This is a genomic window from Paucimonas lemoignei (assembly GCF_004342585.1).
Classification (GTDB): domain Bacteria; phylum Pseudomonadota; class Gammaproteobacteria; order Burkholderiales; family Burkholderiaceae_D; genus Paucimonas; species Paucimonas lemoignei.
Genome location: NZ_SLZQ01000007.1, coordinates 161960 through 184605 on the forward strand (window position 1 = coordinate 161960; position 22646 = coordinate 184605).

At 56.7% G+C, this 22646-nt stretch carries 25 protein-coding genes; 11 read left to right on the plus strand and 14 right to left on the minus strand.

What is annotated here, in order from left to right; translation table 11 throughout:
- Positions 1-85 precede the first annotated feature (85 nt).
- The 10 genes from EDC30_RS12440 to EDC30_RS12485 all read right to left on the minus strand — a co-directional run bounded on the left by EDC30_RS12440 (position 86) and on the right by EDC30_RS12485 (position 8228).
- A complete protein-coding gene (locus EDC30_RS12440) occupies positions 86-673 on the minus strand; it encodes a hypothetical protein (protein WP_132259159.1) in 588 nt (195 codons plus the stop codon).
- Entirely contained in the window at positions 654-1733 is a 1080-nt protein-coding gene (locus EDC30_RS12445; protein WP_132259160.1) for a beta-ketoacyl synthase N-terminal-like domain-containing protein, read from the minus strand. The genes EDC30_RS12440 and EDC30_RS12445 overlap by 20 nt, the downstream gene beginning before the upstream one ends.
- Positions 1730-1978, minus strand: coding sequence for a phosphopantetheine-binding protein (locus EDC30_RS12450; RefSeq protein WP_132259161.1), 249 nt, complete (start codon positions 1976-1978; stop codon positions 1730-1732). The genes EDC30_RS12445 and EDC30_RS12450 overlap by 4 nt, the downstream gene beginning before the upstream one ends.
- Entirely contained in the window at positions 1975-3135 is a 1161-nt protein-coding gene (locus EDC30_RS12455) for an ABC transporter permease (protein ID WP_132259162.1), read from the minus strand. The genes EDC30_RS12450 and EDC30_RS12455 overlap by 4 nt, the downstream gene beginning before the upstream one ends.
- 2 nt (positions 3136-3137) lie before the next feature.
- Positions 3138-4043 (minus strand): ABC transporter ATP-binding protein, encoded by a 906-nt coding sequence (locus tag EDC30_RS12460; protein ID WP_132259163.1) that lies wholly within the window; start codon positions 4041-4043, stop codon positions 3138-3140.
- The gene (darH, locus tag EDC30_RS12465) at positions 4043-5035 is read right to left on the minus strand and encodes a BtrH-related acyltransferase DarH (protein ID WP_132259164.1); all 993 of its coding nucleotides are present in this window, start codon (positions 5033-5035) and stop codon (positions 4043-4045) included. Before darH ends, EDC30_RS12460 begins: the two co-directional genes overlap by 1 nt.
- A complete protein-coding gene (locus EDC30_RS12470; RefSeq protein WP_132259165.1) occupies positions 5032-5427 on the minus strand; it encodes a DarG family dialkylresorcinol biosynthesis protein in 396 nt (131 codons plus the stop codon). The genes darH and EDC30_RS12470 overlap by 4 nt, the downstream gene beginning before the upstream one ends.
- On the minus strand, positions 5428-6558 hold the full coding sequence (locus EDC30_RS12475; protein WP_132259166.1) for a beta-ketoacyl-ACP synthase III: 1131 nt from the start codon (positions 6556-6558) through the stop codon (positions 5428-5430). It lies immediately after the preceding gene.
- Positions 6551-7429, minus strand: coding sequence for a dialkylrecorsinol condensing enzyme (locus EDC30_RS12480; protein WP_243656761.1), 879 nt, complete (start codon positions 7427-7429; stop codon positions 6551-6553). The genes EDC30_RS12475 and EDC30_RS12480 overlap by 8 nt, the downstream gene beginning before the upstream one ends.
- Positions 7430-8003: 574 nt before the next feature.
- Positions 8004-8228 carry a hypothetical protein gene (locus EDC30_RS12485; protein ID WP_132259168.1) on the minus strand — a complete coding sequence of 75 codons (225 nt, stop codon included), beginning with the start codon at positions 8226-8228 and terminating at the stop codon, positions 8004-8006.
- A gap of 304 nt (positions 8229-8532) precedes the next feature.
- Here EDC30_RS12485 and EDC30_RS12490 point away from each other — a divergent pair, with 304 nt between their 5' ends.
- The 3 genes from EDC30_RS12490 to EDC30_RS12500 all read left to right on the plus strand — a co-directional run bounded on the left by EDC30_RS12490 (position 8533) and on the right by EDC30_RS12500 (position 13593).
- Entirely contained in the window at positions 8533-10671 is a 2139-nt protein-coding gene (locus EDC30_RS12490) for a hybrid sensor histidine kinase/response regulator (protein ID WP_243656762.1), read from the plus strand.
- Between the two features lie 357 nt (positions 10672-11028).
- A complete protein-coding gene (locus tag EDC30_RS12495) occupies positions 11029-12129 on the plus strand; it encodes a GNAT family N-acetyltransferase (protein ID WP_132259170.1) in 1101 nt (366 codons plus the stop codon).
- 33 nt (positions 12130-12162) lie between these two features.
- On the plus strand, positions 12163-13593 hold the full coding sequence (locus tag EDC30_RS12500; RefSeq protein WP_132259171.1) for a dihydrolipoyl dehydrogenase: 1431 nt from the start codon (positions 12163-12165) through the stop codon (positions 13591-13593).
- Positions 13594-13696: 103 nt separating this feature from the next.
- Here EDC30_RS12500 and EDC30_RS12505 read toward each other — a convergent pair whose 3' ends face one another.
- Together EDC30_RS12505 and EDC30_RS12510 are read right to left on the minus strand one after the other, a co-directional pair.
- Positions 13697-13945: a DUF3297 family protein gene (locus EDC30_RS12505; protein WP_132259172.1), complete on the minus strand. Its 249-nt coding sequence runs from the start codon at positions 13943-13945 to the stop codon at positions 13697-13699.
- A gap of 66 nt (positions 13946-14011) precedes the next feature.
- Entirely contained in the window at positions 14012-17074 is a 3063-nt protein-coding gene (locus EDC30_RS12510) for an EAL domain-containing protein (protein WP_165973813.1), read from the minus strand.
- A 248-nt stretch (positions 17075-17322) separates the two neighbouring features.
- Between EDC30_RS12510 and EDC30_RS19775 the strand changes: the two genes are divergently transcribed.
- The 5 genes from EDC30_RS19775 (at position 17323) to EDC30_RS12530 (ending at position 19985) form a co-directional block, all read left to right on the plus strand.
- Positions 17323-18033 carry an RNA polymerase sigma factor gene (locus EDC30_RS19775; RefSeq protein ID WP_243656763.1) on the plus strand — a complete coding sequence of 237 codons (711 nt, stop codon included), beginning with the start codon at positions 17323-17325 and terminating at the stop codon, positions 18031-18033.
- Positions 18020-18544 (plus strand): DUF6596 domain-containing protein, encoded by a 525-nt coding sequence (locus EDC30_RS19780; RefSeq protein WP_243656764.1) that lies wholly within the window; start codon positions 18020-18022, stop codon positions 18542-18544. Before EDC30_RS19775 ends, EDC30_RS19780 begins: the two co-directional genes overlap by 14 nt.
- A 161-nt stretch (positions 18545-18705) precedes the next feature.
- Positions 18706-19128, plus strand: a complete 423-nt coding sequence (locus tag EDC30_RS12520; protein ID WP_132259174.1) for a VOC family protein — start codon at positions 18706-18708, stop codon at positions 19126-19128.
- Positions 19129-19153: 25 nt separating this feature from the next.
- A complete protein-coding gene (locus EDC30_RS12525) occupies positions 19154-19492 on the plus strand; it encodes a YciI family protein (RefSeq protein ID WP_132259175.1) in 339 nt (112 codons plus the stop codon).
- Positions 19493-19541: 49 nt separating this feature from the next.
- Positions 19542-19985: an SRPBCC family protein gene (locus EDC30_RS12530; RefSeq protein ID WP_132259176.1), complete on the plus strand. Its 444-nt coding sequence runs from the start codon at positions 19542-19544 to the stop codon at positions 19983-19985.
- A 15-nt stretch (positions 19986-20000) separates the two neighbouring features.
- Here EDC30_RS12530 and EDC30_RS12535 read toward each other — a convergent pair whose 3' ends face one another.
- Positions 20001-20366: a hypothetical protein gene (locus tag EDC30_RS12535; protein WP_132259177.1), complete on the minus strand. Its 366-nt coding sequence runs from the start codon at positions 20364-20366 to the stop codon at positions 20001-20003.
- Positions 20367-20487: 121 nt separating this feature from the next.
- Here EDC30_RS12535 and EDC30_RS12540 point away from each other — a divergent pair, with 121 nt between their 5' ends.
- From EDC30_RS12540 to EDC30_RS12550, 3 genes are all read left to right on the plus strand, one after another.
- Positions 20488-20769: a KTSC domain-containing protein gene (locus EDC30_RS12540; RefSeq protein ID WP_132259178.1), complete on the plus strand. Its 282-nt coding sequence runs from the start codon at positions 20488-20490 to the stop codon at positions 20767-20769.
- Between the two features lie 106 nt (positions 20770-20875).
- Positions 20876-21352, plus strand: coding sequence for an FKBP-type peptidyl-prolyl cis-trans isomerase (locus EDC30_RS12545; protein ID WP_132259179.1), 477 nt, complete (start codon positions 20876-20878; stop codon positions 21350-21352).
- A 148-nt stretch (positions 21353-21500) separates the two neighbouring features.
- A complete protein-coding gene (locus EDC30_RS12550; RefSeq protein ID WP_165973814.1) occupies positions 21501-21770 on the plus strand; it encodes a hypothetical protein in 270 nt (89 codons plus the stop codon).
- 70 nt (positions 21771-21840) lie between these two features.
- Here EDC30_RS12550 and EDC30_RS12555 read toward each other — a convergent pair whose 3' ends face one another.
- Positions 21841-22557, minus strand: a complete 717-nt coding sequence (locus EDC30_RS12555; protein ID WP_132259181.1) for an RNA pseudouridine synthase — start codon at positions 22555-22557, stop codon at positions 21841-21843.
- Between the last annotated feature and the right edge of the window lie 89 nt (positions 22558-22646).

Consider the following 22646-nt stretch of genomic DNA (forward strand, 5'->3'; position numbering starts at 1 on the left):
TAGACGGGCCTCACCACATGGCATGGCCCCGTCTTCGCGGGGCCTGTCAGAAGGCGGCGTCAGCCGCCGGTCAAATCGGCTCGTTTCAGCCTGCCTCAAACAAGGTGTTTTCAGAATCGATTTTTAGCCAACGCGTATGGGCCTGCAGCTGAAAAATACTGTCGGCATTGCGCCAATTTTCCCTGACATTGCCGTCAGTTTCTTCAAGCCAGATCCAGCGGCTGATGAGTTCCGGTTCTTCATCCACCCAGCCCAGCAAGGCTGAGCGCTTGAGGTTGCGTAAAAGCGCAGTTTCGCTTTGCTTGCGAGTGATGCCGGCTACCGTGTAGCCATCGCCTTGCCAGCCGAGTGCCGTGCCTAATGCATTGAACAATTGCGATGGCTGCGTTTGCATAAAGGTGAAGGGCATCGGCAGATGCTGGCTCGCTTGCTCGATGGCCTTGTGGGTCGAGTGGATCGTCGCATATTCACTGTAGACCCTGATCGGAACATCGTTTGGCAAGTGTAATTGACCGGTTTTGCTGATGCACGACAAGCCGCCAAACAAGCCAAGCTCGCACCAGCGCGACAGGCGGCGCGGTCTGCTTCCCAATAGCGTAACGAGCTGCACGCTCCAATCCTCTTCGATCGGCGCGCTGCTGGACACGATCACCTTAAAGAACTTGGCGTTCATCGGAAGCCTCGGTATCTTCGATGGCAATGCAACTGTGGCTGCCGCCAAATCCTAATATGCAAGCCAGGATATGCCTGAGCTGCGCTGGTCGTTGCGCGGCAAGCTGCACGCCTAATTCTGGGTCCATTTCGACAGGAATAGCCGGCCATTGCTGTTGCTCCAGCATGGCAAGCAGCAGGGCAATCTCCGCCGCGCCGGATGCTCCCAGTGTATGCCCGATCAGGGGCTTCAGCGACAGTAAATGAGGCACTGCGGAGAAAGATTCGGTGAGCGCACGCGCTTCAATGGCATCGTTGAGGATGCTTCCCGCTGCCTGCACCTTGATCAGGTCGATCTGGTTTGAATGAAGGTTCGCATCCGCGAGGGCCTGCTGAAGCATGATTCGACAAGCGGCGTCGCTTGCGCCACTCAGCTGGCTGCTATCGATGACTTGCGCCCCGCCTCTCATGCGCCAGCGGCCGTGTTGCCTCGACAGACGCAATGCAGCGACGGCTTCTCCCAGGACCAAGCCATCGCGGTCGACGGCAAACGGCCGGCTTGCGGTATTCGACAACAGTTTCATGCCGGCGAATCCCGCGAGCGTCAGCAGATTTTCCAATTCGAGGCCAACGATTACCGCATCTTCAACAGCATCGGCAAACATTGCATCGCGGGCGGTCAGGACGGCATTCAGGCTGGAGGTGCAGGAAGTATTAATCAAGTGAACCGGGCCGTGCCAGTCAAGCATGCCGGCCAGTTCGGCCAAAAAAACGGGCAAGCTGCTGGCATGAGGTTCGCCGGATTCCATTGCTCCGACGTAGAGTGATGCGCTGGCGATGTAGAGCGCGCCTGTCCGGCGGTTGGCGCCTGCTTCATCGACAACCTGGCGGATCAGGCTTGCGCAGCGCGCATGCCAATTCGCCGAGGAATGCGGTATGGAGAAATAGGGAAGGGGAAGGTCCAGCCCCTTGATCGTGCGCAGGCCCGGAGCGGGAGGGCGAAGGATGTTTTGTACCGCGTCAGTCAGGTTGACGCCCAGGCTGGACGCCAAACCGAAACCGGCGATATAGACTGGAGTCATTGGCTTAAGAATGCCGCCAGCGATTGGAGGGAAGCCATCGCGCGCCGGGTTTCCTTGCTGTCGCTTAAGCGGATGCCATAGCGCTGCTGAATCGCCATCGAAATTTGCAAGGCATCGATAGAGTCGAGGTCCAGACGAGACTCCTCGCCAAACAATACCTCATCCGGACTGATGCCGCCGTCGGGCTCCTCTTTTTCCGCGGCATCCAGAATCAGGTTTTTCAATTCGTCGATATCGATGGTCATGATTTTTTATAGCGGAAGATGGAGTAGGCGATGCCGAGCGAGATGGCGGCAAGCGCTAGCAAACGCAGCGCTTCAAAACGGATATTATGCAGATCGCCACCGCGCAGCAGGACATTGAGCAAACCTTCGAGCGCCCAGTTCATGGGCGACAAATGCGACAGTGTTTGCATGACCGCAGGCATGACAAAGGTCGGCACCATGATGCCACCGATTGCCGCCATCAGGATATTCATCATCGGCCCGATGACGGATGCTTGCGCCTGGCTTCGGACGAGCGTGGCAACCAGCAGCGCCAGGCTGATCGCGGCCAGGCTGATCGCCAGTACCATCGTCAACAAAGCCAGCCAGTTGATCCCTTGCAGCGATAGCGCGTCGCCGCCCAATAATGGGATCACATAGACCCCGACCGCGAACATGAGACCAGCTTGCAGGCAATTGATCACCATGAACGGCAGCACCTTCGCCAGCAACAGGATGAAGGGACTGGCGCCCAGGCTGAACAGGCGGCTAAGTGCGCCACCGCTGCGTTCCTCGACGAACAGACCAGCAATCGTGGTGACGACGAAGAACATGCCGAACACCAGCCAGGCCGGCACATTGTGCTGCACTGCTGTCGGACGCGGGCCGCCCTGTACGCGCTCGGCCCTGGCGACGTTGGAACCATGGAGATCGGCCGGCTCGATATTGAGCAAAAGAGGGTTTCGCTGCATCAGCGACTCGGCGCGCATCTCGGTGGTGATCGCTTCCAGCTGGGCGCGCAGCGATGTAAAAGCGCCAAAATCGATGGCAGGATCCGTCAGCAGGAGGATGCGCTTTTGCTCAGGCTTTCTCGTTTCCCTGAGATCTGCCTCCGCCCCTTTTTCGATCTGAATCACGTATTTCAATTGACCTTCACGCACGGCATCCCGCCAGTCGGCTGGCAGGTCGAGCGGATTGCCGTTTGCCTTTTTCCAGCGTTCCAGGAGCGACTGGCTTAGTTCACTGTCATCCTGATCGATGGATGACCAGGCCAGTTTGTCGACATGCGGAGAATACACATCCTTGAGCGCCATCGACATCACGATGATAAAGATGATCGGCAAGATAAACAGCGCGGCAAGTCCATGGATATCGCGGCTGATGGCCAATAATTCTTTGCGTATCAATGCCAGTAACATGGTCAGTCTCGCAAGGAACGTTGAGTGAGCTGCATGAAAAGCTGCTCAAGATTGAAGCGGCCGAATTCCGCATGGGTGATTTGGGCACCGGCCAGTTCCAGCGCGTTCAATGCCTGGCTAGGCGTGCTGCCTGCACGGAGCAATAACTGGTGTGGCGACTGCATCGTACCGAAGGGCTGCAAGATGTCGCTGACGGCTTGTTCGGTCAGGCCGGCCTGGAGAAACTTCAATACGGGGTGCCCCTGCGACAGCAATTCATCCAGCGTGCCATGGCGCAGCACGGCGCCATGGTCGATGATGACGACGCGATCGGCCAGGGCTTCGACTTCTTCCATGTAGTGAGAGGTATAGATGATGCCGACCCCTTCCTGCGCCAGCTGCCGTACCGCATCCAGCAGGAAGGCGCGCGATTGCGGGTCGACCCCGACCGTCGGTTCATCCAGCAGGATATAGTCGGGTTCGGCCAGCGTCGCGATGGCAAGGTTCAGCCTCCGCTTCAAGCCACCGGACAAGGTGCGTGCCTGCTGCCGGTTGAACTGCTCCAGTTGCGCGAAGGCCGAGGCACGTTCGATACGCGGCTTCAGGTTGCTGGATGAGCTGACGGCGCCAAAGCATTGCAGGTTTTCGCGCACGGTAAGGGTGGGATAAAACGCGTATTCCTGCGGCGCGATCGCGATGCACGAAGGCCTTTTTTTTCGGGCCTGCGCCAGCGAATCGTTGCCAACACGGATCTCGCCATGCTGCATCGGCAGCATCCCGGCCAGGTGCGAAATAAGCGTAGTCTTGCCCGCTCCGTTCGGGCCCAGCAGGCCGACGATCTCGCCGCGATTCACATTGAACGAGACGCCGGCAAGCGCCGCACGTGCCGCATTGGGATAGGTGAAGCGCAAATCACGCAGGCTCAGCATTAGCTTGCCGCTTCTTTCAACGCTTTAAAGAAAACCGCCTCGGCATCGGCGCGGTCATCAAGCAGGTCAGCCAGTCTGGCCGTATCCATGGGGTCGCGTCCTTTTACCATGCGCGCAGTGGCAAGGGCAAAGGCACGCCAGCCATCGCCGATCAGGGTCAATTCTTCGGCAAGACTGGCGAGTTGCGAGCGACCCGTAAGCTTGGCGGCTTCCTGCAGGAAGGCCGCATACAGGAAGCGAAAGCCTGCGCCCCCTGTGCCGATCTCTTCCTGCATGCGGATGATATGGCCGACAAAGGCCTTGGCGTCCGGCGAGCTGCTAGGCAGCTTGCGGATTTTTTTCGCCAGCAGGCGCATGCCACGAATGCCGACGATCGGAACCGGGCCGAGCATGATCTTGCAATTTTTACGAATGGCTTTCAGCACGGCGTCGGGTTGTACCGTTTTATTGCCGATCTCGCGGGGGTAATACAGCAATCCCTTGGGCGCCAGTACGCCCTTGGCAAAACGCGCCCGCTGCAAATCGACCGAAGCACAGCGGACCGTGGTTTCGAATACCGGGTCGCTGATCAGGTAGTCATCGCCTTCACGGCCATACACCAGCAAGTTATGGCCATTGAAGTGAAAACGCATGTCGGCTGGGAAGTAGGGCAGCCAGTACACGGATGATTGCACGCCGACGACCTTGCCCTGGTCGACCAGTTCATCCAGGCGCTTTTTGCCTGCTTCCGGTTTGCCGAAGGTTTCAAACACGAACCTGGCGGCTAGCGGCTTTGCCAGGCCCTTGATGATGAATCGGGGCGGCATGCGGTAGGCGATCAGTGGCAATCCGCCCAATTTGATGAATGGCAGGTAGGCGAACGATAGCGAAGACGACAAGCCAAATGCCATGGCTTCGGATATGGCGACGCCCTCATGGCGCAACAGCGAGGAAATGACACCGCTTTCGCAGTGCGCCGCGTGTTGATGTTGGAAAGTGGAAGACGTAGTCATGGCAAGGATTTGAGTTGGTCGACCCGCATGCCCAAAGCCTCGGCGTAAATACTGAGCAGTTTGTCGGAGAGCTTGTTGAATCGTTCCAGTCGTAGATGGCGGCGCACACGCCATTGCCATAGCCCGGTACTTTGCGCGAGCAGGGCGACATCCATGCGCTTCTCATGCATCCAGTATTCGAGCGGCGAACTCAAGCCTGCCCTGGCACGCGCCAGCGTGGCATTGGCTTGCTCCTTCATTGCATCCACCGCCTGCTGCGTCACGATTTCCTCGACTTCCCAGCCGCGGCTGGCGACCGCGACAATCTCGCCTTTTTCGTCGCGGGCATAGACAGCCTTGCGCAACCCGGACAGCGTCGCATTGCCTTCCTGTGGTACGTCATCGATATCCATTTACACCGCCTCGAGGTAAACAAAACCACTGGAAAAACGACCGGACTCCGGAATAAACATCAACAGCTTGTGCCCCTTTTGAATTCGCCCGGAATGGAATAATTCATCCAGCATGATGTATGGGGACGCCGAGCCGGTGTTGCCACGCGTAGTCAGGTTCGTGAACCATTTGGACCGTTCGATCGGAAAGCCGATGTCGGCCAGTTGCTGCGCGAAGGGCTCGGCAAAATACATGGACGAGATGTGCGGCAGGAACCAGTCGACCTGGTCGCTGGTGAGTTTTCGCTTGGCTTGAATGGCTTTCAGCGGTCCGCCGACCGTGATCGGAATGATGTTTTCATTCAGCAGGCGCGCATCCTGTTTGACTGCCAGGGTGGATTGCGCAACGCACTGATCCAATGAAAAATCCGCCCAGCCTTTGAGCGAGCCATCATCTTTCTTTTCCGCGCCCATGTACATGCAGGCTGGCAGCAAGTGCGCATAGGAGAATAATTCGATCCAGTGGATCTTCAGCGATAGCGGCCCGCGTGCTTGGTTTTCGAGTAAGACAGCGCCGGCGCCATCGGACAGCATCCAGCGCAGGAAGTCTTTTTCAAAGGCGATCTCGGGACGATCTTCCAGTTCCTGCACCTTATGTTCCGATTCGGCTTCAAACTGGCGCGCCAGAAGATGCGGGGAAATCCTTTCCGAGCCGGTAGCGACGGCGCGCTGCGCTTCGCCCGATTTGACCGATAAGAACGCATGCTTGAGCGCGGTGGCGCCTGCAAGGCAGATGCCGGCGGTGGACACGACTTCGAGCGTGTCCCAGCCCAGTTCGCCATGCACCATCACGCCGTGATTGGGCGCCAGCTGGTCAGGGGTGGAGGTGCCGGTCGCCAGCACATCCACATTGCCGCTCACTCCCAAGGCTTGTATCGCCCTGGCGGTAAGCTGGGCATTGCTCATGGTTGGCTGGCCGCTGGCTTTGTCGATGGCGTAGTGGCGCGACTGGATACCGTTATTGCGCAAGATGATCCGGCGCGCACGCGATGGCTTGCCGCCGATCATGCCCAGCACGGATTCAATCTCGTCGTTGCCTACCGGTTCATGTGGCAGGTACGAACCGGTAGCGGTGATGTAAACTTCATTCATATTGTGCTAAACGCTCACTGCCTGACCCCGACGGGGCTTCGAAATATTGTTTGGCTGCCGCCAGCTTGTTGCGCAAGAACGGGCGCAACAGGAACTGCAACGTCAGGCTGGCCGGGACCACGGTCGCAATGATCGCCAGCAGAAAAGTGACATACAGGACTAGTACAGGCATGCGCGCGAAGGCGCCTGGCTTTCCTACCGCGCGAACCAATTTCCCCCAGACGGTGAAACTGCGCGTGCCGGCGCGTTCGCTGACGAGCAGCGTCGGATCCGCCTTGACTGCCCCGAGTCCGTATAACAAGGACTGATCGCCCTTTTCCTTGTCTTGCAACAGGGCGTCACGCAAAGCCAGGCCGAAGCGGCGTGCCCGCCTGATTTCATCGGGATGCACGCCGGCGGCGGGCAATCCCATGAATGCATCGCTTTTGCCCGTCAAAAGCCATCGCGGCACCGTGATGAAGGTGGCGAACGTTCCGCCCTGGTCTGTCAACACCACGTTGTCCAGCAGGCGCGCCCCGATTGTCTTGAGCGATGCTTTCACTTTTTCCTGGGCCAGATGCCACATGTTCCGGCAAGCGATGAGTGTCACCACGGGCTTGCCTTGCGCGACGCGCTTGAATGACGGATCTTGCAGCAAGGCTTGCACCGGCAGGGATGGCGCCAGAAACCAGATCTGATAGGGCAGGAGGATCAGATCGAATTGATCCGAATCCTTTAGCGCCAGCGGCTTGATCTGTGGAGCTATCTGGCCGATCGACTCGGGAAAGGCATCCAGAAACCGAAAGAAGGACCATGGGAAGGGATAGGGTTTGATCGGTTCAATGGGTAAGAACGTGATTTCAAACTCGCCATTTTCCTGAAGCGGCGCCAAGATTTGTTCTGTTATGCGAGTGAGCTGTCCGGACTGGGAATAGAGGGGAACAAGGATGCGCTTCTTCATTGAACTGAAAACTGGAATTTACTGTTGCAGTCGCTATTCTGACTTTTAGTTATTTTGATATTGATAAGCAGTTTAGCATTTCTCTCTGGCGCCACAGTTGTAAAAGCGCCTAATAGTATTAAATATTGGTCACAATCTGGCGAGAACACAACGCATTGGCGTGCGCGAGCATTTCCTGGTGCGGAGTCCAGGTAACGCTCAGTGCTGATTGAAGTATGGCGATTTGAATTTTTAAGCCAGGCGCAATTCCGGCAGGCTCCGCCGGATGCCTAAAAGTTTGATGCTGCAGTAGACACAAAGCAGGATTAAGCAGGCGACTATCCAGGGCCTGTTAATCCCGAAGTTCTCGTCATTTTGTTCTACTACTTAAGCGATCATGCCAAACAGCCATTCGATTCATGATGATCATCTACGCGGGCAATCAAGGCAACTCGAGGCTTTTATAAATAAAGATTTTGTCCTCTCGGTATTGTCATGATCAGCGACCTTCAAATCGCGAGAAAAACTATTCCTTCTTGCCGAACATGCCGCCAAGATTCGACGCCATGTCGCCAAGACCGCCCATTCCCCCTGATCCGCCTGATTGTCCGCCCACGAGGCTGTCAATCTGCGAGGCGACTGGGCCGGGCAATTTCTCTTTGAGGAAACCAACCACGGTGTCTACCGCCATCGCTGCTTTGTCTTCCGGCAGGCCTGTTTTCGCCACCAGGCGTTGAATGATTTCGTTCATGTCTTTCTCCAGAGGAATCGGACTTTGTGATACCACTTGTCGGGGCTAGCAAAGCTCTGACAAGAATGCGATGAACTTATTCAGCATCGGGTGAGATTATCGGAATGCGTTTGCGAAGCGTCAGCAGGCCGGAGATCAGGCCATAGAAACAAGCGATTGATAACTTGCACGCATCTATCTAAACTGGACCGGCTCGGTTACCATCTGTAAACCTCACTACTGATATACGTCGAATTTCCTGATGTTGAGACCGCGCTTATTGCGATTACGTCACCTTTTGATCCTGCTGGCAGGAATCGGCCTATTGCCAATTGCCGTACTTGGCACCTGGGGAATTCATGCCGCAATTGGTGAGCAGCGTCGTGAAATGGAAGATTCGATGCTTAATCTGTCGCGTGCACTGGCCAGTGCCGTTGACGTTGAGCTGGATGCGGCAGTCAGCGCCATGCGCACGATGGCAAATAGTCCGCTATTGGCAAAAAAAGATTTCCCTTCATTTTATGCCGTTGCCCGTGAAGCCGCGCGCGCTCGACCGCACTGGGCCGGGATCGTCCTGACCGACGGTAAAGGCCAACTGATTTTCAAATCGGCCCTGCCAGATGGTACGAGCGGCGCGAAAATCATTGAATCTCCCAGCCTTGAACAGGCCATCGCCACGCATCAGCCAGTCATCGGCAATATCGCAAAGGGTCAGGCAGGAGAATATGCCGTGCCGGTTCGTTACCCGGTGGTGCGAAATGGTGAAGTGGCTTATGTCCTGACGGCGGCAGTCAAGCCAGACCGCATCCTTGAGATCATCAATCGACAACAGGTGCCCAAAAGCTGGGTCATTTCCGTGCAAGATGCATCGAACCTTCGGGTGGCACGATCCAAGGATCATCAAAGCACGGTAGCTACCGGCATTTCGCCGACGCTGGCACAGCTGATCAGCACAGGCAAGCCGGAAGGGGCCGGCGTCACTCGCACGCTCGAAGGAACAGAAGTCATCACTACCTACGCTCGTATCCCGAAGCATGGCTGGATGGTGGTAATCGGCGCTCCTACCGCGCCGATAAACCAGGTATTACAGCAGAGCCTGACGACATATATTCTGGTCATTGGCGCTTCGCTGGCCATTTGCATTGGATTGGCCATTCTGCTTTCCCGTAAGATTGCGCTGGGCATCGGCGCTGTCGAACAGCAGGCCCTGCGTCTTGGGCAAGGCGAGCCGATCAGTTTCAAGCCTCACTCCATTCATGAGATTAACCAGATCGGCGCCGCATTGCAGGCGGCTTCGAATGAACGGCGGGCCGCGGAAGAAGAGCGTGAAAAACTCATGGCATCCCTGAGCGATGCGCTCAAACAGGCGGAGCAGGCTGGCCAGGCAAAAGACGAGTTCCTCGCCGTGCTGGGACATGAACTTCGTAATCCGCTGGCGCCGATGGTGACCGCGCTGGACCTGATGGATGTGAAGGGCAATGAGGCATTCCGCCGCGAGCGCGATGTCATGCGGCGCCAAGTCGCCCATATGCGCAGGCTTGTCGATGACTTGTTGGATGTCTCCCGCATCACCAAGGGAAAACTGGAAATCCGCAAAGAACCGGTCAACCTGCGCACGGTCGTGGAACGCGCGGCGGAATCGGTGTTTCCATTGACCGCGACGAGGGATCGCGGCATTGCCGTCTCCGCAGTCGATAGCTGGGTCAATGGCGATGAAACGCGCTTGATCCAGGTCGTGACCAATCTGTTGACGAATGCGCTACGGTTTGATCCCAAGGGCGAGATTTCGGTGAGCCTGACCCAAGCCGGGGATGGCGCCTGCATCAGCGTGCGCGATGAAGGGGCAGGAATGAATCCCGAAATGATCGAGCAAGTGTTCAAGCCATTCTTTCAGGCGCCGCAATCGCTGGCCCGTACTTCCGGCGGGCTCGGCCTGGGCCTGGCGATCGTGAAAAGCCTGGTCGAGCTACATGGCGGCACGGTTTCGGCTTCGAGTCCGGGACTGGGGAAGGGGTGTACCTTCCAGGTGTGCCTGCAGACGATTGCGCCGCCAAGTCCGGCGGATGAAGATAGAAAGCCGGCGTCCCAATTGGACCAGCATGCCCGCATCATGGTGGTGGATGACAATATCGACGCTGCCCAGGCCATTGCGGAAATGTTGAAGCTAAACGGTCATACGGTGCAGGCCGTGCATGATTCCCATGTGGCGCTTGAAATGATTCAGGACTTTGCTCCGGAACTCATGTTTGTCGACATCGGCTTGCCTGAAATGGATGGTTATGAACTGGCGCGAACGATCCGCCGGCGCTATGCCAGCCAGCGCATCAAGCTCGTGGCATTGACCGGGTATGGGCAGTCGGCGGACAAGTCGCGTGCCAGCAATGCCGGTTTTGACAGGCACCTTACCAAGCCGGCTGAGCTCAATGATTTATTGAGCGCAGTTGATTTGCTGAAGGGATCTTAAAGCTTTGTTATTGGCGAATTTTTTGCTTCCGGACCATGACGAGGTCAATTCCTTTGCTGATCCTGGTGGCAATCCTGAAAACTTCAGCAACGAGTTTGCCAATGCCGAATTGCAGGGCTTTGTACCCTCAAATCAAACGCATGCGCGCAATAATTTTGGTCGATAACCATCTTGGACAGGCTCGCATGTATAGTTGCATTTGCCACGAATTTCGGTATGGATAGTGAAGAGAAACAAGCAGCCGTCGATCATTATTCGACGCAATCGAAATTCCTCTGCAACTGTGCCTGATCAATGAGCGCATCAATTGCGGATGCATGATGCATGTTCTCTAAAATTTGATCAGTGAGGTATGCAATGCGCGATGTACCTCTTGTGCAAGTTAAGACCGTTCGGTCAACTGAATTCCTCGCCGAAAAAAAATCCGACGCAATTTACCTGAACGACATCCCGCAGTTTGTGGAAGGTGAACTGCAACGGCTGTACGGCCATATTTATTCCTCGCTTCCCTATGTCCTGGCATTCGAATCGAGCGACAACATCAGTACCTATGTCGCTCGCCAAGACGAAAAGCCATCCGCCATTTTGCTCTTCCGTCTTAGCGGACGCCGCATCGACGTGTTGAACCACACGATGCAGATTGATCCAGCCGAACTGCGAAGATTCGCCTCCTGCATGTTCAAGCGATTTCCATCGGTCGAGATCATCCGCCTCAATGCTGTCCACACGGACCTTGCGGATTTTCCGTATCCGGTTCTGCGCGGGCATGCCATGGAAGATATCGTTATCGACCTGCCTGACACAGTGAATGACTATACGGCCCGCCTGGGGAAGGCTACGCGCCACAACCTCAAGCGCTATCAGGCAAAGCTCAAGAAAAATTTTTTCTATGTCAGCTACCAGTCCTACGAAAAAAACGATATTGAAGAACAAATCATCTATGACCTCATCAGGCTAAGCGAAGCCAGGGTCACGGCCAAAAATATCAATTTCGGCATCAATGGCGAACAGGCGCGGCGCATGGTCGAGTTGGCGAAATCGTGCGGCGTTGTGGATGTTATTTGGGTAGACGGGCAATTGTGTGCCGGGTCAATCTCATTTCGCATCGGGACGAATCAAAAGGCGGAAGTGATCGCACACGATGAAAAATACAATGACTACTCGCCCGGAATGCTTTGCTATTATCATGCCATTTGCCAGGGCATTCATCACGGCGTCAAGAAGTATCACATGGGCGGCGGGCGGCTTGATTACAAGGTCTGGCTTTCGGGCGTGCAGCAGAACATGGAGCAAGTCGAGATATATCGCTCTTATGCCGGAATGGCGCTGAATTGCGATTGCGTGGCGGAGACGGCGTTCAAGGCTGGTGTGCTTCGATTGAAGACCTGGCTGCGCAGGCATGAAAACAGCTTGCCGGTCCGGCTCCTTCTGCGGTCGCGACATGCCATGCGAAGATAATTAGAAAGACATTCATCGATGCAAACGGTTGCCATGAAAAAGACCATATCGGTCGACATCGCTATCGTCGGTGCGGGAACAGCCGGCCTGGTCGCCTATCGTGACGCCAAGTCAAATGGCAAGCGCGTGTTGCTCATCGAGGGCGGACCCTATGGCACGACATGCGCGCGCGTGGGATGCATGCCGAGCAAACTGCTGATTGCCGCGGCCGAAGCGAGGCATCAAGCCATGCTGGCGCCGCAGTTCGGCGTCATACCCGTTTCCGTGAGCGTCGACGGCAAGGCCGTCATGGCGAGGATCCGCGCAGAGCGGGATCGTTTCGTCGGGTTTGTGCTTGACGAGGTCAACCGGATTCCCTCGGAGGATCGGATTCATGGCTTTGCCCGCTTTATCTCTCCGCAATCCCTGCAGGTAGATGAGCACACGCGTATCGATGCCGAGCGGATCGTGATTGCCACGGGTTCCAGCCCGCAAATTCCTGATCGCTTGTCACCGCATCGTTTGCTCACCAGCGACGACATTTTCGATCTTGAGGATTTGCCCGAGTCGATAGCGATCGTCGGTGCGGGCATCATCGGCATGGAAATCGGCCAGGCGCTGCACCGACTCGGCGTCAGAGTGAGCGTGTTCGGCCGCAGCGACAGGGTACTGCAGCTTTCCGACCCCGCCGTGCAGACAGCCGCGCGCGATTACTTTGCCGGTGAAATGGATATGCGCCTGCATACCGAAATACTTGACACCATATCTGACGACAGCGGCGTCACAGTGCGCTCTCGCGGCAAGGATGGCATGGAGCGTAGCGATCGATATGCCTATGTATTGGCGGCGACAGGCCGGCGGCCGAACCTGGCGCGGTTGGGATTGGAGCATGCCGGCCTGGAACTGGATGAGGCAGGCGTGCCCAAGTATGATCCCCACACCATGCAATGCGGGAATGCGCCGATTTTTATCGCCGGCGATGTGAATGCCACGCTGCCGATCCTGCACGAAGCGACGGACGAGGGAAGAATCGCCGGCGATAATGCCGCCCGTTTTCCGAATGTCCAGGCGCGCGCGCGCTATGTGCCGTTTGCGGTGGCGTTTACCGATCCGCAGACTGCAAGCGTTGGCCAGTCTTATCGGACGCTGGAGCCCGGCCGTTACGTAATCGGCGAAGCATCCTTTGAGAACCAGGGGCGCAGCCGGGTCATGCTGCAAAATCACGGCTTGCTGCGGCTCTATGCCGACAGCCAGAGCGGCAAGCTGCTAGGCGCGGAGATGTTTGGTCCGCGTGCCGAACACCTTGGCCATTTGCTGGCATGGGCTTGTCAGAAGGGCATGACATTGGCTGAGCTAATGAGCATGCCGTTTTATCACCCGACCATTGAGGAAGGGCTGCGTACCGCCGTGCGCGACGCGAAAAAGAAATTGAAGACGGGTCTGACGCCGATGGAGGCATGCACTGATTGCATACCCGGTGCTTAGCGGTCCATGACTTCCTTCCAGGATAACCCAGTGCTTGAACGCAGACGTCACTGCTGGAACGGCAGATTCGCTATGTGGCCGGATAGGAGCGGAAGAGCGCCTGTTACTTATAAAACGGCTCGACCTTGCCTTTCATCTTGATCAGCAGCGGCTTGCCCTTGCGGTCAAGGGCTTTGCCGGATGCCACGGCAATCCAGCCTTCGCTGATGCAATACTCTTCGACGTTTGTATACTCTTTGTCGTTGAGCTTGATGCCGACGTCGTGCTGCAGCACATCGGCGTTGTGAAAGCGGCTGCGCGGATCGATCGAGAGGCGATCGGGGAAGGCGGGACGTTGTGTCGTGTCGTTCATGTTGTATGACTGATTGCTTGTAAAGATAAGGAAATACGTTTTTTCGGAATTGTATCCTGACTTCAGTCAATACCGCACCCGGGTGTTTTTCGATTGCACCTTGTTCCCGGGATTGCGCGATACCAGCATGCTCTCGAAGTGGCTGGCGGTGCATGGCGGGGAATACAGATAGCCTTGTGCATAATCGCATCCAGCTTCACTTAACAATTGCTGCTGTTCCGGCGTTTCGACGCCTTCGGCGATGACCTTGATGCCAAGCTTGTGAGCCATGGCAATCATCGAGTCGGTGATGGTTTTGTTGGTGGGATCCGTGGTCATGTCCCGCACGAAGGATTGGTCGATTTTCAGATAATCGATATCGAAGCGCTTCAGATACGCCATCGATGAATAGCCGGTGCCGAAATCGTCGATCGCGACCTGCATGCCCGCCGCCTTATATTCCTGCAGCAGATTCGTCACCTGACTGGATGTCTGCATCAGCAAGCCTTCGGTGATCTCGACGACGATATGGGGTGTCGTTCCGCCTTCGCTGTGCAGGAAATCAATCCAGGCATCCTTTTTCGGCAGACTGAACTGCACGGGCGACTTGTTTACGGCGATCTGAAACGGCGCCTTGATCAGCTCGCTCCATTGTCGAGAATATGTGACAGCCTGTTGAAAAACCCAGTCGCTTATTTCATCAATGAGGCCCGATTCCTCAGCCAGGGGAATGAACTGCGATGGCGCGATGAAGCCAAGTTCGGGATGGCGCCACCTGATCAGTGCTTCGGCCTTCCAGATACGGCCGGTGGCAAGCTCGATAACCGGCTGAAAGTACAGTTCGAAGTGTTTTTCCTGCAGGGCTCGCCGCAGCTCGTTCATCACGCGATGGCGGCGATGCGCGTTTTCATCCATCTCGCGCGTGAAATAGGCGAAGCGGTTCTTGCCCGCCTGTTTGGCGGAATACATCGCCTGGTCCACCTTGCGCAGCAATTCATCGTGCGTCTTCGCGTCGTCCGGATACAGTGCGATGCCGATGCTGGCGGAAACGCCGGTCGGTTCGGCGCCCAGTGAAAACGGCTGGCTAAGTGCCTGCAGGATTTTTTCGCAGATTTGCTCCACCCTGTCATGCTCATGGTGCAGCTCGTTCAGGATGACGGTGAATTCATCGCCGCCCAGGCGGGCCACGGTATCGGTATCCCGCACGCACTCCTGGATGCGCTTGGCGGCATGGCGCAGCAGGAGATCGCCTGCTTCATGCCCCAGCGAATCGTTGACCTGCTTGAAGCGGTCAAGATCAATAAAGAGCAGGGCGAGCTTATGGTGGTTCCGGCTGGCTTGATTCACGTCCTGCTCCAGGCGATCGCGAAACAGCCGGCGGTTTGGCAAGCCGGTCAGGATATCGAAGTTTGCCAGTCGCCAGATATGTTCGTCGGCTTCCTTGCGGTCGGATATGTCACTGAACATGCCTGTCATGCGCAGCGGTTTGCCATTGGCGTCGCGGGCAACGACGATACCGCGCGACAGCACCCATTTGAAATCGCCGTTCTTGCATTTGGCGCGGTACTCGCAGATATATGTCGGCACTTTGCCTTCGATATGCTCGCGCAGCGCCATGCTCACGCGCCGCAGATCGTCAGGATGAACGCGGGAAGGCCAAAGCATCCGGTAGCTGGGCGAGTCTTCCGGCGCATAGCCCAGGATTTCCTTGGCGCGTTCTGAATAGTAGACCGTCCTGTTGCGGGGGTCCCATTCCCATATGCCTTCGCCGACACCCTCGACGGCCAGGCTGAGCATGTCGTTTGCGGTGCGCAATTGCTCCTCGGCGCGCAATTGTTCCGTCAGGTCGATGGCGGCGCCCCGCAACGACAAGGGCTTGCCATCCTCGTCGAGGAAGACTTTTGCGCGCGAAAATAGAGTGTGCTTTTCACCATTGGGAAAATTGATACGTATCTTTTCTTCATAGATGCTGCCCGTCTCCCATGCGCGTTGCATTGCTTTCAGTAGACGTTCACGATCTTCTGCATGAGTGACTTCCAGCATTTCGTCAAAAGAATAGCGCTGACGATCAGGCGGCAAGCCCATCATTGCCGCCAATCTCGGGGACAAGTCAGCTACCTGCTTGTCGAGAAATACATTCCAAGTGCCAATATTCGCCGCATCGGTGGCAATCCGGTAAAACTCTTCACTTTCGCGCAACTTGCTTTCCGTGCGTACCTGCTCGGTGATGTCGGTTGCCGTACTGATTACGCCCACTACTGTATTGTCGCTGCCGAAGAAGGGCTGCCATGACAGCGCCAGGTAAAGGTCCCGCGAGGTGCCGTCTTCGTTTTTGCCGAAAGTGAGCTTTTTGCGTTCTATGTGGTATGGCTGGCCATGCTGAAAGACGTGATCCAATATGGGCAATTCCCATTCTGCAGTGGCGGGAAAGGTTTCATGATACGGTTTGCCGATGATGTCGAAGTGGCCGGTGAGGTCGCGGTGCGCTTTGTTTTGTAGCCAGTAGCGATGATCCTTGCCAAGCATTACCGTGCAGGGGACCGGTATCGCCCTCACCAGCGAATAAATATATTCCCGTTCCTGCAGCAGATCCTTGGTCCTTGCGGCGAAGCCAGGCTCCGGTTTTTCCGCCCGTGCGCCTGCGCTTACGCCGGCTTGTTGCGGCGCTTGCACTTCATCGCTCGCTCCCGTTCCTGTGCCGGCAATGCGCGCTTTGGTCCAGACGGCTTGCGTGACGTCTTCCGCGCAGTGAAAAATATGGGAAATATTGCCATTGCTATCGAAGACTGGAGAATTGACCGGGCTCCAGTAATGCTCTTCCACTACTTTCTTCCCATCTCTTTCCACCGTGATGTCGTAGCGCTGGATGGGCATCATGTTCGAAGTCTTATCCTGCATGACGCGCAGCAGCGATGTCCGCAGGTTGTGAGTTCCGCTGGCTGGCGGGGCATACTGGTTGTCCGGAAAAATGTCGAATATGTTGCGACCGATGACATCGTTATGGGATGCCTGGGTTATGCGCAGATAGGCCTCGTTGGCAGCTACGATCGTGAAGTCCGGTGTGAGGACCAGGCAGGGAACGGGAATGGCATCGAAGAACGCATGAAAGTCCGGTTCATCGATGGAGTGCGATTCAGAATCAGGATCCATGGTGCTTTCATAGGCATATTTACAATAGAGTGCCGGTGAATGCATCGGTTCGATACAGTAGCGTGATGCACGGTAATTTATGCCTGTCGATGGGATTCGGAAAAATTTCAGAATAGATATCGCCCTATAATAGGATTGTAAAAATAGAAATCTATTCTGAATTAAAGGGGCAACGACAAGGCTCTTTCTAGAGGATCTAGCGCGTCGAACATCGATTCATTCCGAGAAAATCACGCAAGACAATAAGAATGACCAATCTGGAAGCCGTTTACCGCGATGAGTCACGCCGTGTTTTCGCGACGCTGGTGCGCCTGCTCGGCAGCTTCGACCTGGCCGAGGAAGCCCTGCACGATGCCTTTGCCGCCGCGGCCGAGCGCTGGCCGCGCGAAGGCGTGCCGGCCAATCCGGTGGCCTGGCTGGTATCGGCCGGGCGCTTCAGGGCGATCGACCATCTGCGCCGCCAGCGCCGCTTCATGCCGCTGGACGACGTCGCCGGGCATGTGGAAAACCTCGCCGATGAATCGCAGGCCGAGCCGGTGGAGGAGTTGGAAGACGACCGCCTGCGCCTGATCTTCACCTGTTGCCATCCCAGCTTGTCGGAAGAAGCGCGTATCGCGCTAACCCTGCGCGAAGTGTGCGGCCTGACGACGGAAGAAGTCGCGCGCGCCTGCCTGCTCGCCGCGTCGACCCTGGCGCAGCGCATCGTGCGCGCCAAGGCCAAGATCCGCGACGCGCGCATTCCGTACCAGGTGCCCGGCATGGATGAGCTGCCTGCTCGCCTGCCGAGCGTGCTGCGCGTAATTTACCTGGTATTTAACGAAGGGTATTCGGCTTCGTCGGGCGACGCTGTGCTGCGTGCCGACCTTTCCGGCGAGGCGATTCGCCTGGCGCGGCTGTTGCAGACGCTATTGCCCGAACCCGAAGTGGGGGGGGCTGCTTGCGTTAATGCTATTGCATGAGTCGCGTCACCATGCGCGTGTGAGTGCCGAGGGCGACCTGATTCCGCTGGACGAACAGGATCGCAGCAAGTGGAACGCGGCTTTGATCGCGGAAGGCTGCACGCTGGTGCAGCAGGCGCTACGCTCGCGCCGGTTCGGACCATACACCTTGCAGGCGGCGATTGCGGCCGTGCATGCGGAAGCCGCGCATGCAAGCGACACCGATTGGCGGCAAATCGTCGGTTTGTACGATGCGCTGCTGCGCCTGGAGCCGTCGCCGGTGGTCGAGTTGAATCGCGCGGTGGCGCTGGCAATGTGCGAGGGTCCGCAGGCAGGCTTGAAGCTGATTGAAAAATTGCTGGCCGAAGATGCGTTGTCCACCTACCACCTGGCGTATGCGGCCAAGGCCGACCTGTGCCGGCGCCTGGGCGACACGGACCCAGCCCGGCAAGCTTATGAGCAGGCCCTGCAACTGGCCAAACAGGAGCCGGAGCGCCGTTTCATCTGCCGTCGTATTGCTGAATTGCAATAAAAAAATAATTGAAAATAATTTTGCGGGCATTGTCGAAAAGTGTTTTCCCCATTCGACTAGTGAGAGAAGCAGCCTCTGCAGTCCTGCTTCCGTGCCGCTGTGGTGCTGAGTCAGCGTCAATTCAGCACCGATTTTACTCAACCAAAAAAAAGGAAAACTTCATGCCGCAACCTATCGCTTACCTCAACTTTAACGGCAACTGCGCCGAAGCCATGCGCTTTTATGAGCGCGTCCTGAACGGCAAGCTGGAGAAACTCATTCACGCCAAGGATTCGCCCTGGGCTGATCAAATGCCCGCCGACCAGGGCGATATGGTGATGCACGCCTGCCTGGCGCTCGACGGCAATGGCCTGCTGTATGGCGGTGACTGCCCGGGTCAGATGCCGTACGAGGGGATCAAGGGCGTGTCGCTCACCTTGAATTACGACACCGTCGAAGAGGCGCAACGCGTGTTCGACAGCCTGGCCGCAGGCGGCACTATAGCCATGGCGATGCAGCCGTCGTTCTGGGCAAAAACCTGGGGCATGCTGGTCGACCGCTTCGGCACGCCATGGATCGTCAACGGCGAGATGCTGCCGTATTAATCAGAAAAAATTGCGGGGAAAATCCATGAAATACCTTTGCCTGGTCTATCTCGACCAAGAAAACTGGAGCGCCTGTCCGGACGCTACATGTGCGGAGTTCGCGCAACAGCTCGCGGAAAGCGGGCGGCTCCTGGCTGCCGAGCCGCTGCATCCCATCCATACCGCGACCACGGTCAGGGTGCGCAATGGCCAGGTATCGCTCTACGACGGGCCGTTTGCGGAAACCAAGGAACAGCTCGCCGGCTTTTACCTGGTGGATGCCACCGACCTGAACGATGCCATCCGCATCGCCAGTGCGATTCCACCCGCCAAGTACGGCAGCATCGAAGTGCGGCCAGTGCGCGAACTGGCCCTGGATTCGTGATTCACACCCGCATCGACATAATCATTCAAGATAAACAGGAGAACACACCATGCCCAGCACCATCCGTCTTCACCGCGTCCTGCGCGCCACGCCCGAACGTGCCTATCGTGCCTTCCTCGATCCGGACGCCATGGCCAAGTGGCTGCCGCCCTATGGCTTCACATGCAAGGTGCATCATATGGAAGTCAGCGTCGGCGGCACGTACAAAATGTCGTTCACCAACTTCAGCAGCGGCAATGGCCACACCTTCGGCGGCCAATATCTCGAACTGAAGCCAAACGAGCTGATCCGTTATACCGACAAGTTCGACGATCCGAATCTGCCCGGTGACATGATCACCACCGTCACCTTCAAGCAGGTGTCTTGCGGCACCGAACTCAGCATCGTGCAGGAAGGGGTTCCTGATGTCATTCCAGCGGAAATGTGCTACCTTGGCTGGCAGGAATCACTGGCCCAGCTGGCGAACCTGGTGGACCCGGAAATCGCCGACTGAAATCCGCTATTTCTTTCAGGCCGACTTGCTGTCGATGTCGGCCAGTGTTTCCCGGCCACGCGCGGTCAAACTGAGCAAGCCCGTTTCCGGATCGCGCGTGGCATGGCCTTTCTTTTCCAGAAAAGTGCCCACGCCGGCATCGAGCACGGCGAGCGGGTCTTGTGACAATTCCCGCAAACCATCGACGCACTGCTTGATGAACAGGGTTTGCCGGCCCAGATCGGTCAATTCCGGGTGGCCCGATCTGCCTATCTTGACGAGCTTCAGACCGGCCAGGCGCTTGGTGTTTCGCGCGACGCATGCGCTCGGTCGGCTGCCTTTGGCTAAGACGAGGATTTCTTCCAGCGCGGTATATTCATCCCGGCTAAGTGTTTGATTCATGGTGGTAAGGTGTAATGTCGTGCCGGCTATTGTACCGAGCGCCGGATGTTTACGCTAAAGCCTCGATTGTGAGAAGCTGCGACGTGACTGAAGTCACGTGTAAAAAACTGTGGAGGCATTCATGGAAATGAAAAAAATCAACGCCGGCAAACTTCGCGCCATCGGCTACGACAGACGCGAGCGTGTCCTGCGCGTCGAGTTCGATGATGGCAGCGCCATCGATTATTCGGGCGTCGGCGAGGAAGTGTGGCGCAAACTGTCGACTTCCGGCGCGGCCTGGAGCTACTACCGCGACAATATCGAAGAAGAATATACGGGCCGTCGAGGCAAGGTACAGTCGAAAGGAAATGCACAGGCGCTGGCGGATCTCTTCAAGGCGCCCAATGATGATGCCGAAAGTTAAGGCCTAATCGGTGTATGTCTAAGCTGTTCCTGTCCTGATGTCGCGTCCTTTGGTTTATAGTACTGGCTGCACTGAATCTCCACTCCTATTTATCTAATAACAGCCCATGAAAATCGACAAGGACACCGCGGTCACCATTCGTTTAAGCGTCGCCGAAAGTAACGGCAAGGTCATCCAGAGCGGCAAAACCCCGATTGCCTATCTGCACGGCGGTTACGACAATTTGTTCCCGAAACTGGAAGCCGTCCTGCAAGACCAGGAACCGGGTTTCAAGGCCACGGTGGACCTGGCGCCGGAAGATGCATTCGGCCAGCGCGATGAAAACCTGATGCGCACGATTTCCAAAAAAGAATTTCCGCCGGGAGTCAAAGTGGGCGGCCAGTTGCAAGGCTATAACGATGCTGGCGAAGAACTGATTTTTACCGTCCTCAAGATCAAGGGCGACCAGGTCATGCTCGACGGTAATCACCCACTGGCCGGTAAAGCCCTGCGCGTCGGCGTGGAAGTGGTCAGCGTGCGTGCCGCCACTCCAGAGGAAATCACCCACCGCCATGTGCATGGCGAGCATGGCCATCACCACTAAAACGGCAATGCGAATTGGCAGGTTTGTTTAAAGATTGGTTGCGACGCCGACGCTTGCTGGATCGCAAATGCTGATCTGATCCCATTGGGGCACGAAATCTTTATTTGGTGTCACAATGGATCTCTACCCAGTCAACCCTTAGGAGGAAATGATGATCGACCAATCGCAAAACGAAATCGCCAAGGCCTTCCTGGAACAATCCAGAAGCGCGGCGCAACAAGCTTACGGCGCATGGGAAATGGTAATGAAATCCCAGAAGGCGATGCTGGATTCGATGCGTAGCACCGGCGCACCGTTTGCGCTCGCCGCCGACCAATACGACAAGCTCATCGACTATCAATCCCAGCAATACCGGGGCGCGCTCGAATATATCGACAAGATGATCTCGGACTTCCAGCAGCAGCTCAATAAACGCTAGAAGTAAGCCAGACATCACCGAAGCAGACCACGATTCATTTCATTGCGTATCCTTCATCGTGGCCTGCCAATCAAAACCGTTCATGCGGCAGAAGAAAGCGCCACTCCCCCGGCTTTAGTCCCGCCATGCTGATGCGTCCGATGCGGATGCGCTTGAGAGCCGATACTTCCAGCCCGACCTGGGCGCAGGCATGCTGAATCAGGCCTGGCTGCAACCCCTTCACCGCAAATCGCAGGCGCGTCTCGTTTTGCCAGCTTACCTTCATTGGCGGCAGTACTTTGCCTTTATACACAATGCCCCGGTTCAGCTGGTGCAAGCCATCCGCCGCCAGTTCGCCGCTGACATCGGCAATCACTTCATGTTCGATCAGTAATGGGTCATGGGTCAGCTTGCGGATGACTCGCCAGTCGTCCGAGGCAATGAGCAGGCCGCTTGCCATGGCTTCGAGCGGGGCCGATAAACTCGGTTTGCTGAGGTGCCGCTTCAGCAGGCGAATGCCCGAGCGGTCGTCGGCAGAACGGTTTTCTTCAGAGACTTGCCGCATCACGGCTTCCGCTGCTACGCCGGATGGCTTATGCAGCAGGATCGTCACCGGCTCGGCAGGCGTGCACACCGCGCCAGGCAGCAGCTCGGCTTGGGCGAGCGGACTGACGCGATGGCCTGGCTCTTCGATGATCTCGTTGCCGACCTTTACCCATCCGCCTTCAATGTAATGCTCAGCCTCGGTGCGGGAGCAGGAAAACTGCTGCGCTACCAGCTTGGAAAGACGAATCGTGTCTGTGCTCATGTCCGGCCTATTCAAAAAGTGAAGCGAATTGTATCAAGCCGATTGCGGCAAGCCGATCGGGATTCGTCAGGCCGAATGCTCTAGCCCAG

What these genes read in the sequence shown, in the direction of transcription:
- EDC30_RS12545 (WP_132259179.1), top strand. Translation starts at nt 20,876, where the DNA reads ATGAAAATCGACAAGGACACCGCGGTCACCATTCGTTTAAGCGTCGCC.
- EDC30_RS12495 (WP_132259170.1), top strand. Translation starts at nt 11,029, where the DNA reads ATGCGCGATGTACCTCTTGTGCAAGTTAAGACCGTTCGGTCAACTGAA.
- EDC30_RS12505 (WP_132259172.1), bottom strand. Translation starts at nt 13,945, where the DNA reads ATGAACGACACGACACAACGTCCCGCCTTCCCCGATCGCCTCTCGATC.
- EDC30_RS12500 (WP_132259171.1), top strand. Translation starts at nt 12,163, where the DNA reads ATGAAAAAGACCATATCGGTCGACATCGCTATCGTCGGTGCGGGAACA.
- EDC30_RS19775 (WP_243656763.1), top strand. Translation starts at nt 17,323, where the DNA reads ATGACCAATCTGGAAGCCGTTTACCGCGATGAGTCACGCCGTGTTTTC.
- EDC30_RS12555 (WP_132259181.1), bottom strand. Translation starts at nt 22,557, where the DNA reads ATGAGCACAGACACGATTCGTCTTTCCAAGCTGGTAGCGCAGCAGTTT.
- EDC30_RS12550 (WP_165973814.1), top strand. Translation starts at nt 21,501, where the DNA reads ATGATGATCGACCAATCGCAAAACGAAATCGCCAAGGCCTTCCTGGAA.
- EDC30_RS12460 (WP_132259163.1), bottom strand. Translation starts at nt 4,043, where the DNA reads ATGCTGAGCCTGCGTGATTTGCGCTTCACCTATCCCAATGCGGCACGT.
- EDC30_RS12540 (WP_132259178.1), top strand. Translation starts at nt 20,488, where the DNA reads ATGGAAATGAAAAAAATCAACGCCGGCAAACTTCGCGCCATCGGCTAC.
- EDC30_RS12450 (WP_132259161.1), bottom strand. Translation starts at nt 1,978, where the DNA reads ATGACCATCGATATCGACGAATTGAAAAACCTGATTCTGGATGCCGCG.
- EDC30_RS12470 (WP_132259165.1), bottom strand. Translation starts at nt 5,427, where the DNA reads ATGGATATCGATGACGTACCACAGGAAGGCAATGCGACGCTGTCCGGG.
- EDC30_RS12520 (WP_132259174.1), top strand. Translation starts at nt 18,706, where the DNA reads ATGCCGCAACCTATCGCTTACCTCAACTTTAACGGCAACTGCGCCGAA.
- EDC30_RS12535 (WP_132259177.1), bottom strand. Translation starts at nt 20,366, where the DNA reads ATGAATCAAACACTTAGCCGGGATGAATATACCGCGCTGGAAGAAATC.
- EDC30_RS12440 (WP_132259159.1), bottom strand. Translation starts at nt 673, where the DNA reads ATGAACGCCAAGTTCTTTAAGGTGATCGTGTCCAGCAGCGCGCCGATC.
- EDC30_RS12510 (WP_165973813.1), bottom strand. Translation starts at nt 17,074, where the DNA reads ATGGATCCTGATTCTGAATCGCACTCCATCGATGAACCGGACTTTCAT.
- EDC30_RS12530 (WP_132259176.1), top strand. Translation starts at nt 19,542, where the DNA reads ATGCCCAGCACCATCCGTCTTCACCGCGTCCTGCGCGCCACGCCCGAA.
- EDC30_RS12455 (WP_132259162.1), bottom strand. Translation starts at nt 3,135, where the DNA reads ATGTTACTGGCATTGATACGCAAAGAATTATTGGCCATCAGCCGCGAT.
- EDC30_RS12475 (WP_132259166.1), bottom strand. Translation starts at nt 6,558, where the DNA reads ATGAATGAAGTTTACATCACCGCTACCGGTTCGTACCTGCCACATGAA.
- EDC30_RS19780 (WP_243656764.1), top strand. Translation starts at nt 18,020, where the DNA reads ATGCTATTGCATGAGTCGCGTCACCATGCGCGTGTGAGTGCCGAGGGC.
- EDC30_RS12525 (WP_132259175.1), top strand. Translation starts at nt 19,154, where the DNA reads ATGAAATACCTTTGCCTGGTCTATCTCGACCAAGAAAACTGGAGCGCC.
- darH (WP_132259164.1), bottom strand. Translation starts at nt 5,035, where the DNA reads ATGACTACGTCTTCCACTTTCCAACATCAACACGCGGCGCACTGCGAA.
- EDC30_RS12445 (WP_132259160.1), bottom strand. Translation starts at nt 1,733, where the DNA reads ATGACTCCAGTCTATATCGCCGGTTTCGGTTTGGCGTCCAGCCTGGGC.
- EDC30_RS12485 (WP_132259168.1), bottom strand. Translation starts at nt 8,228, where the DNA reads ATGAACGAAATCATTCAACGCCTGGTGGCGAAAACAGGCCTGCCGGAA.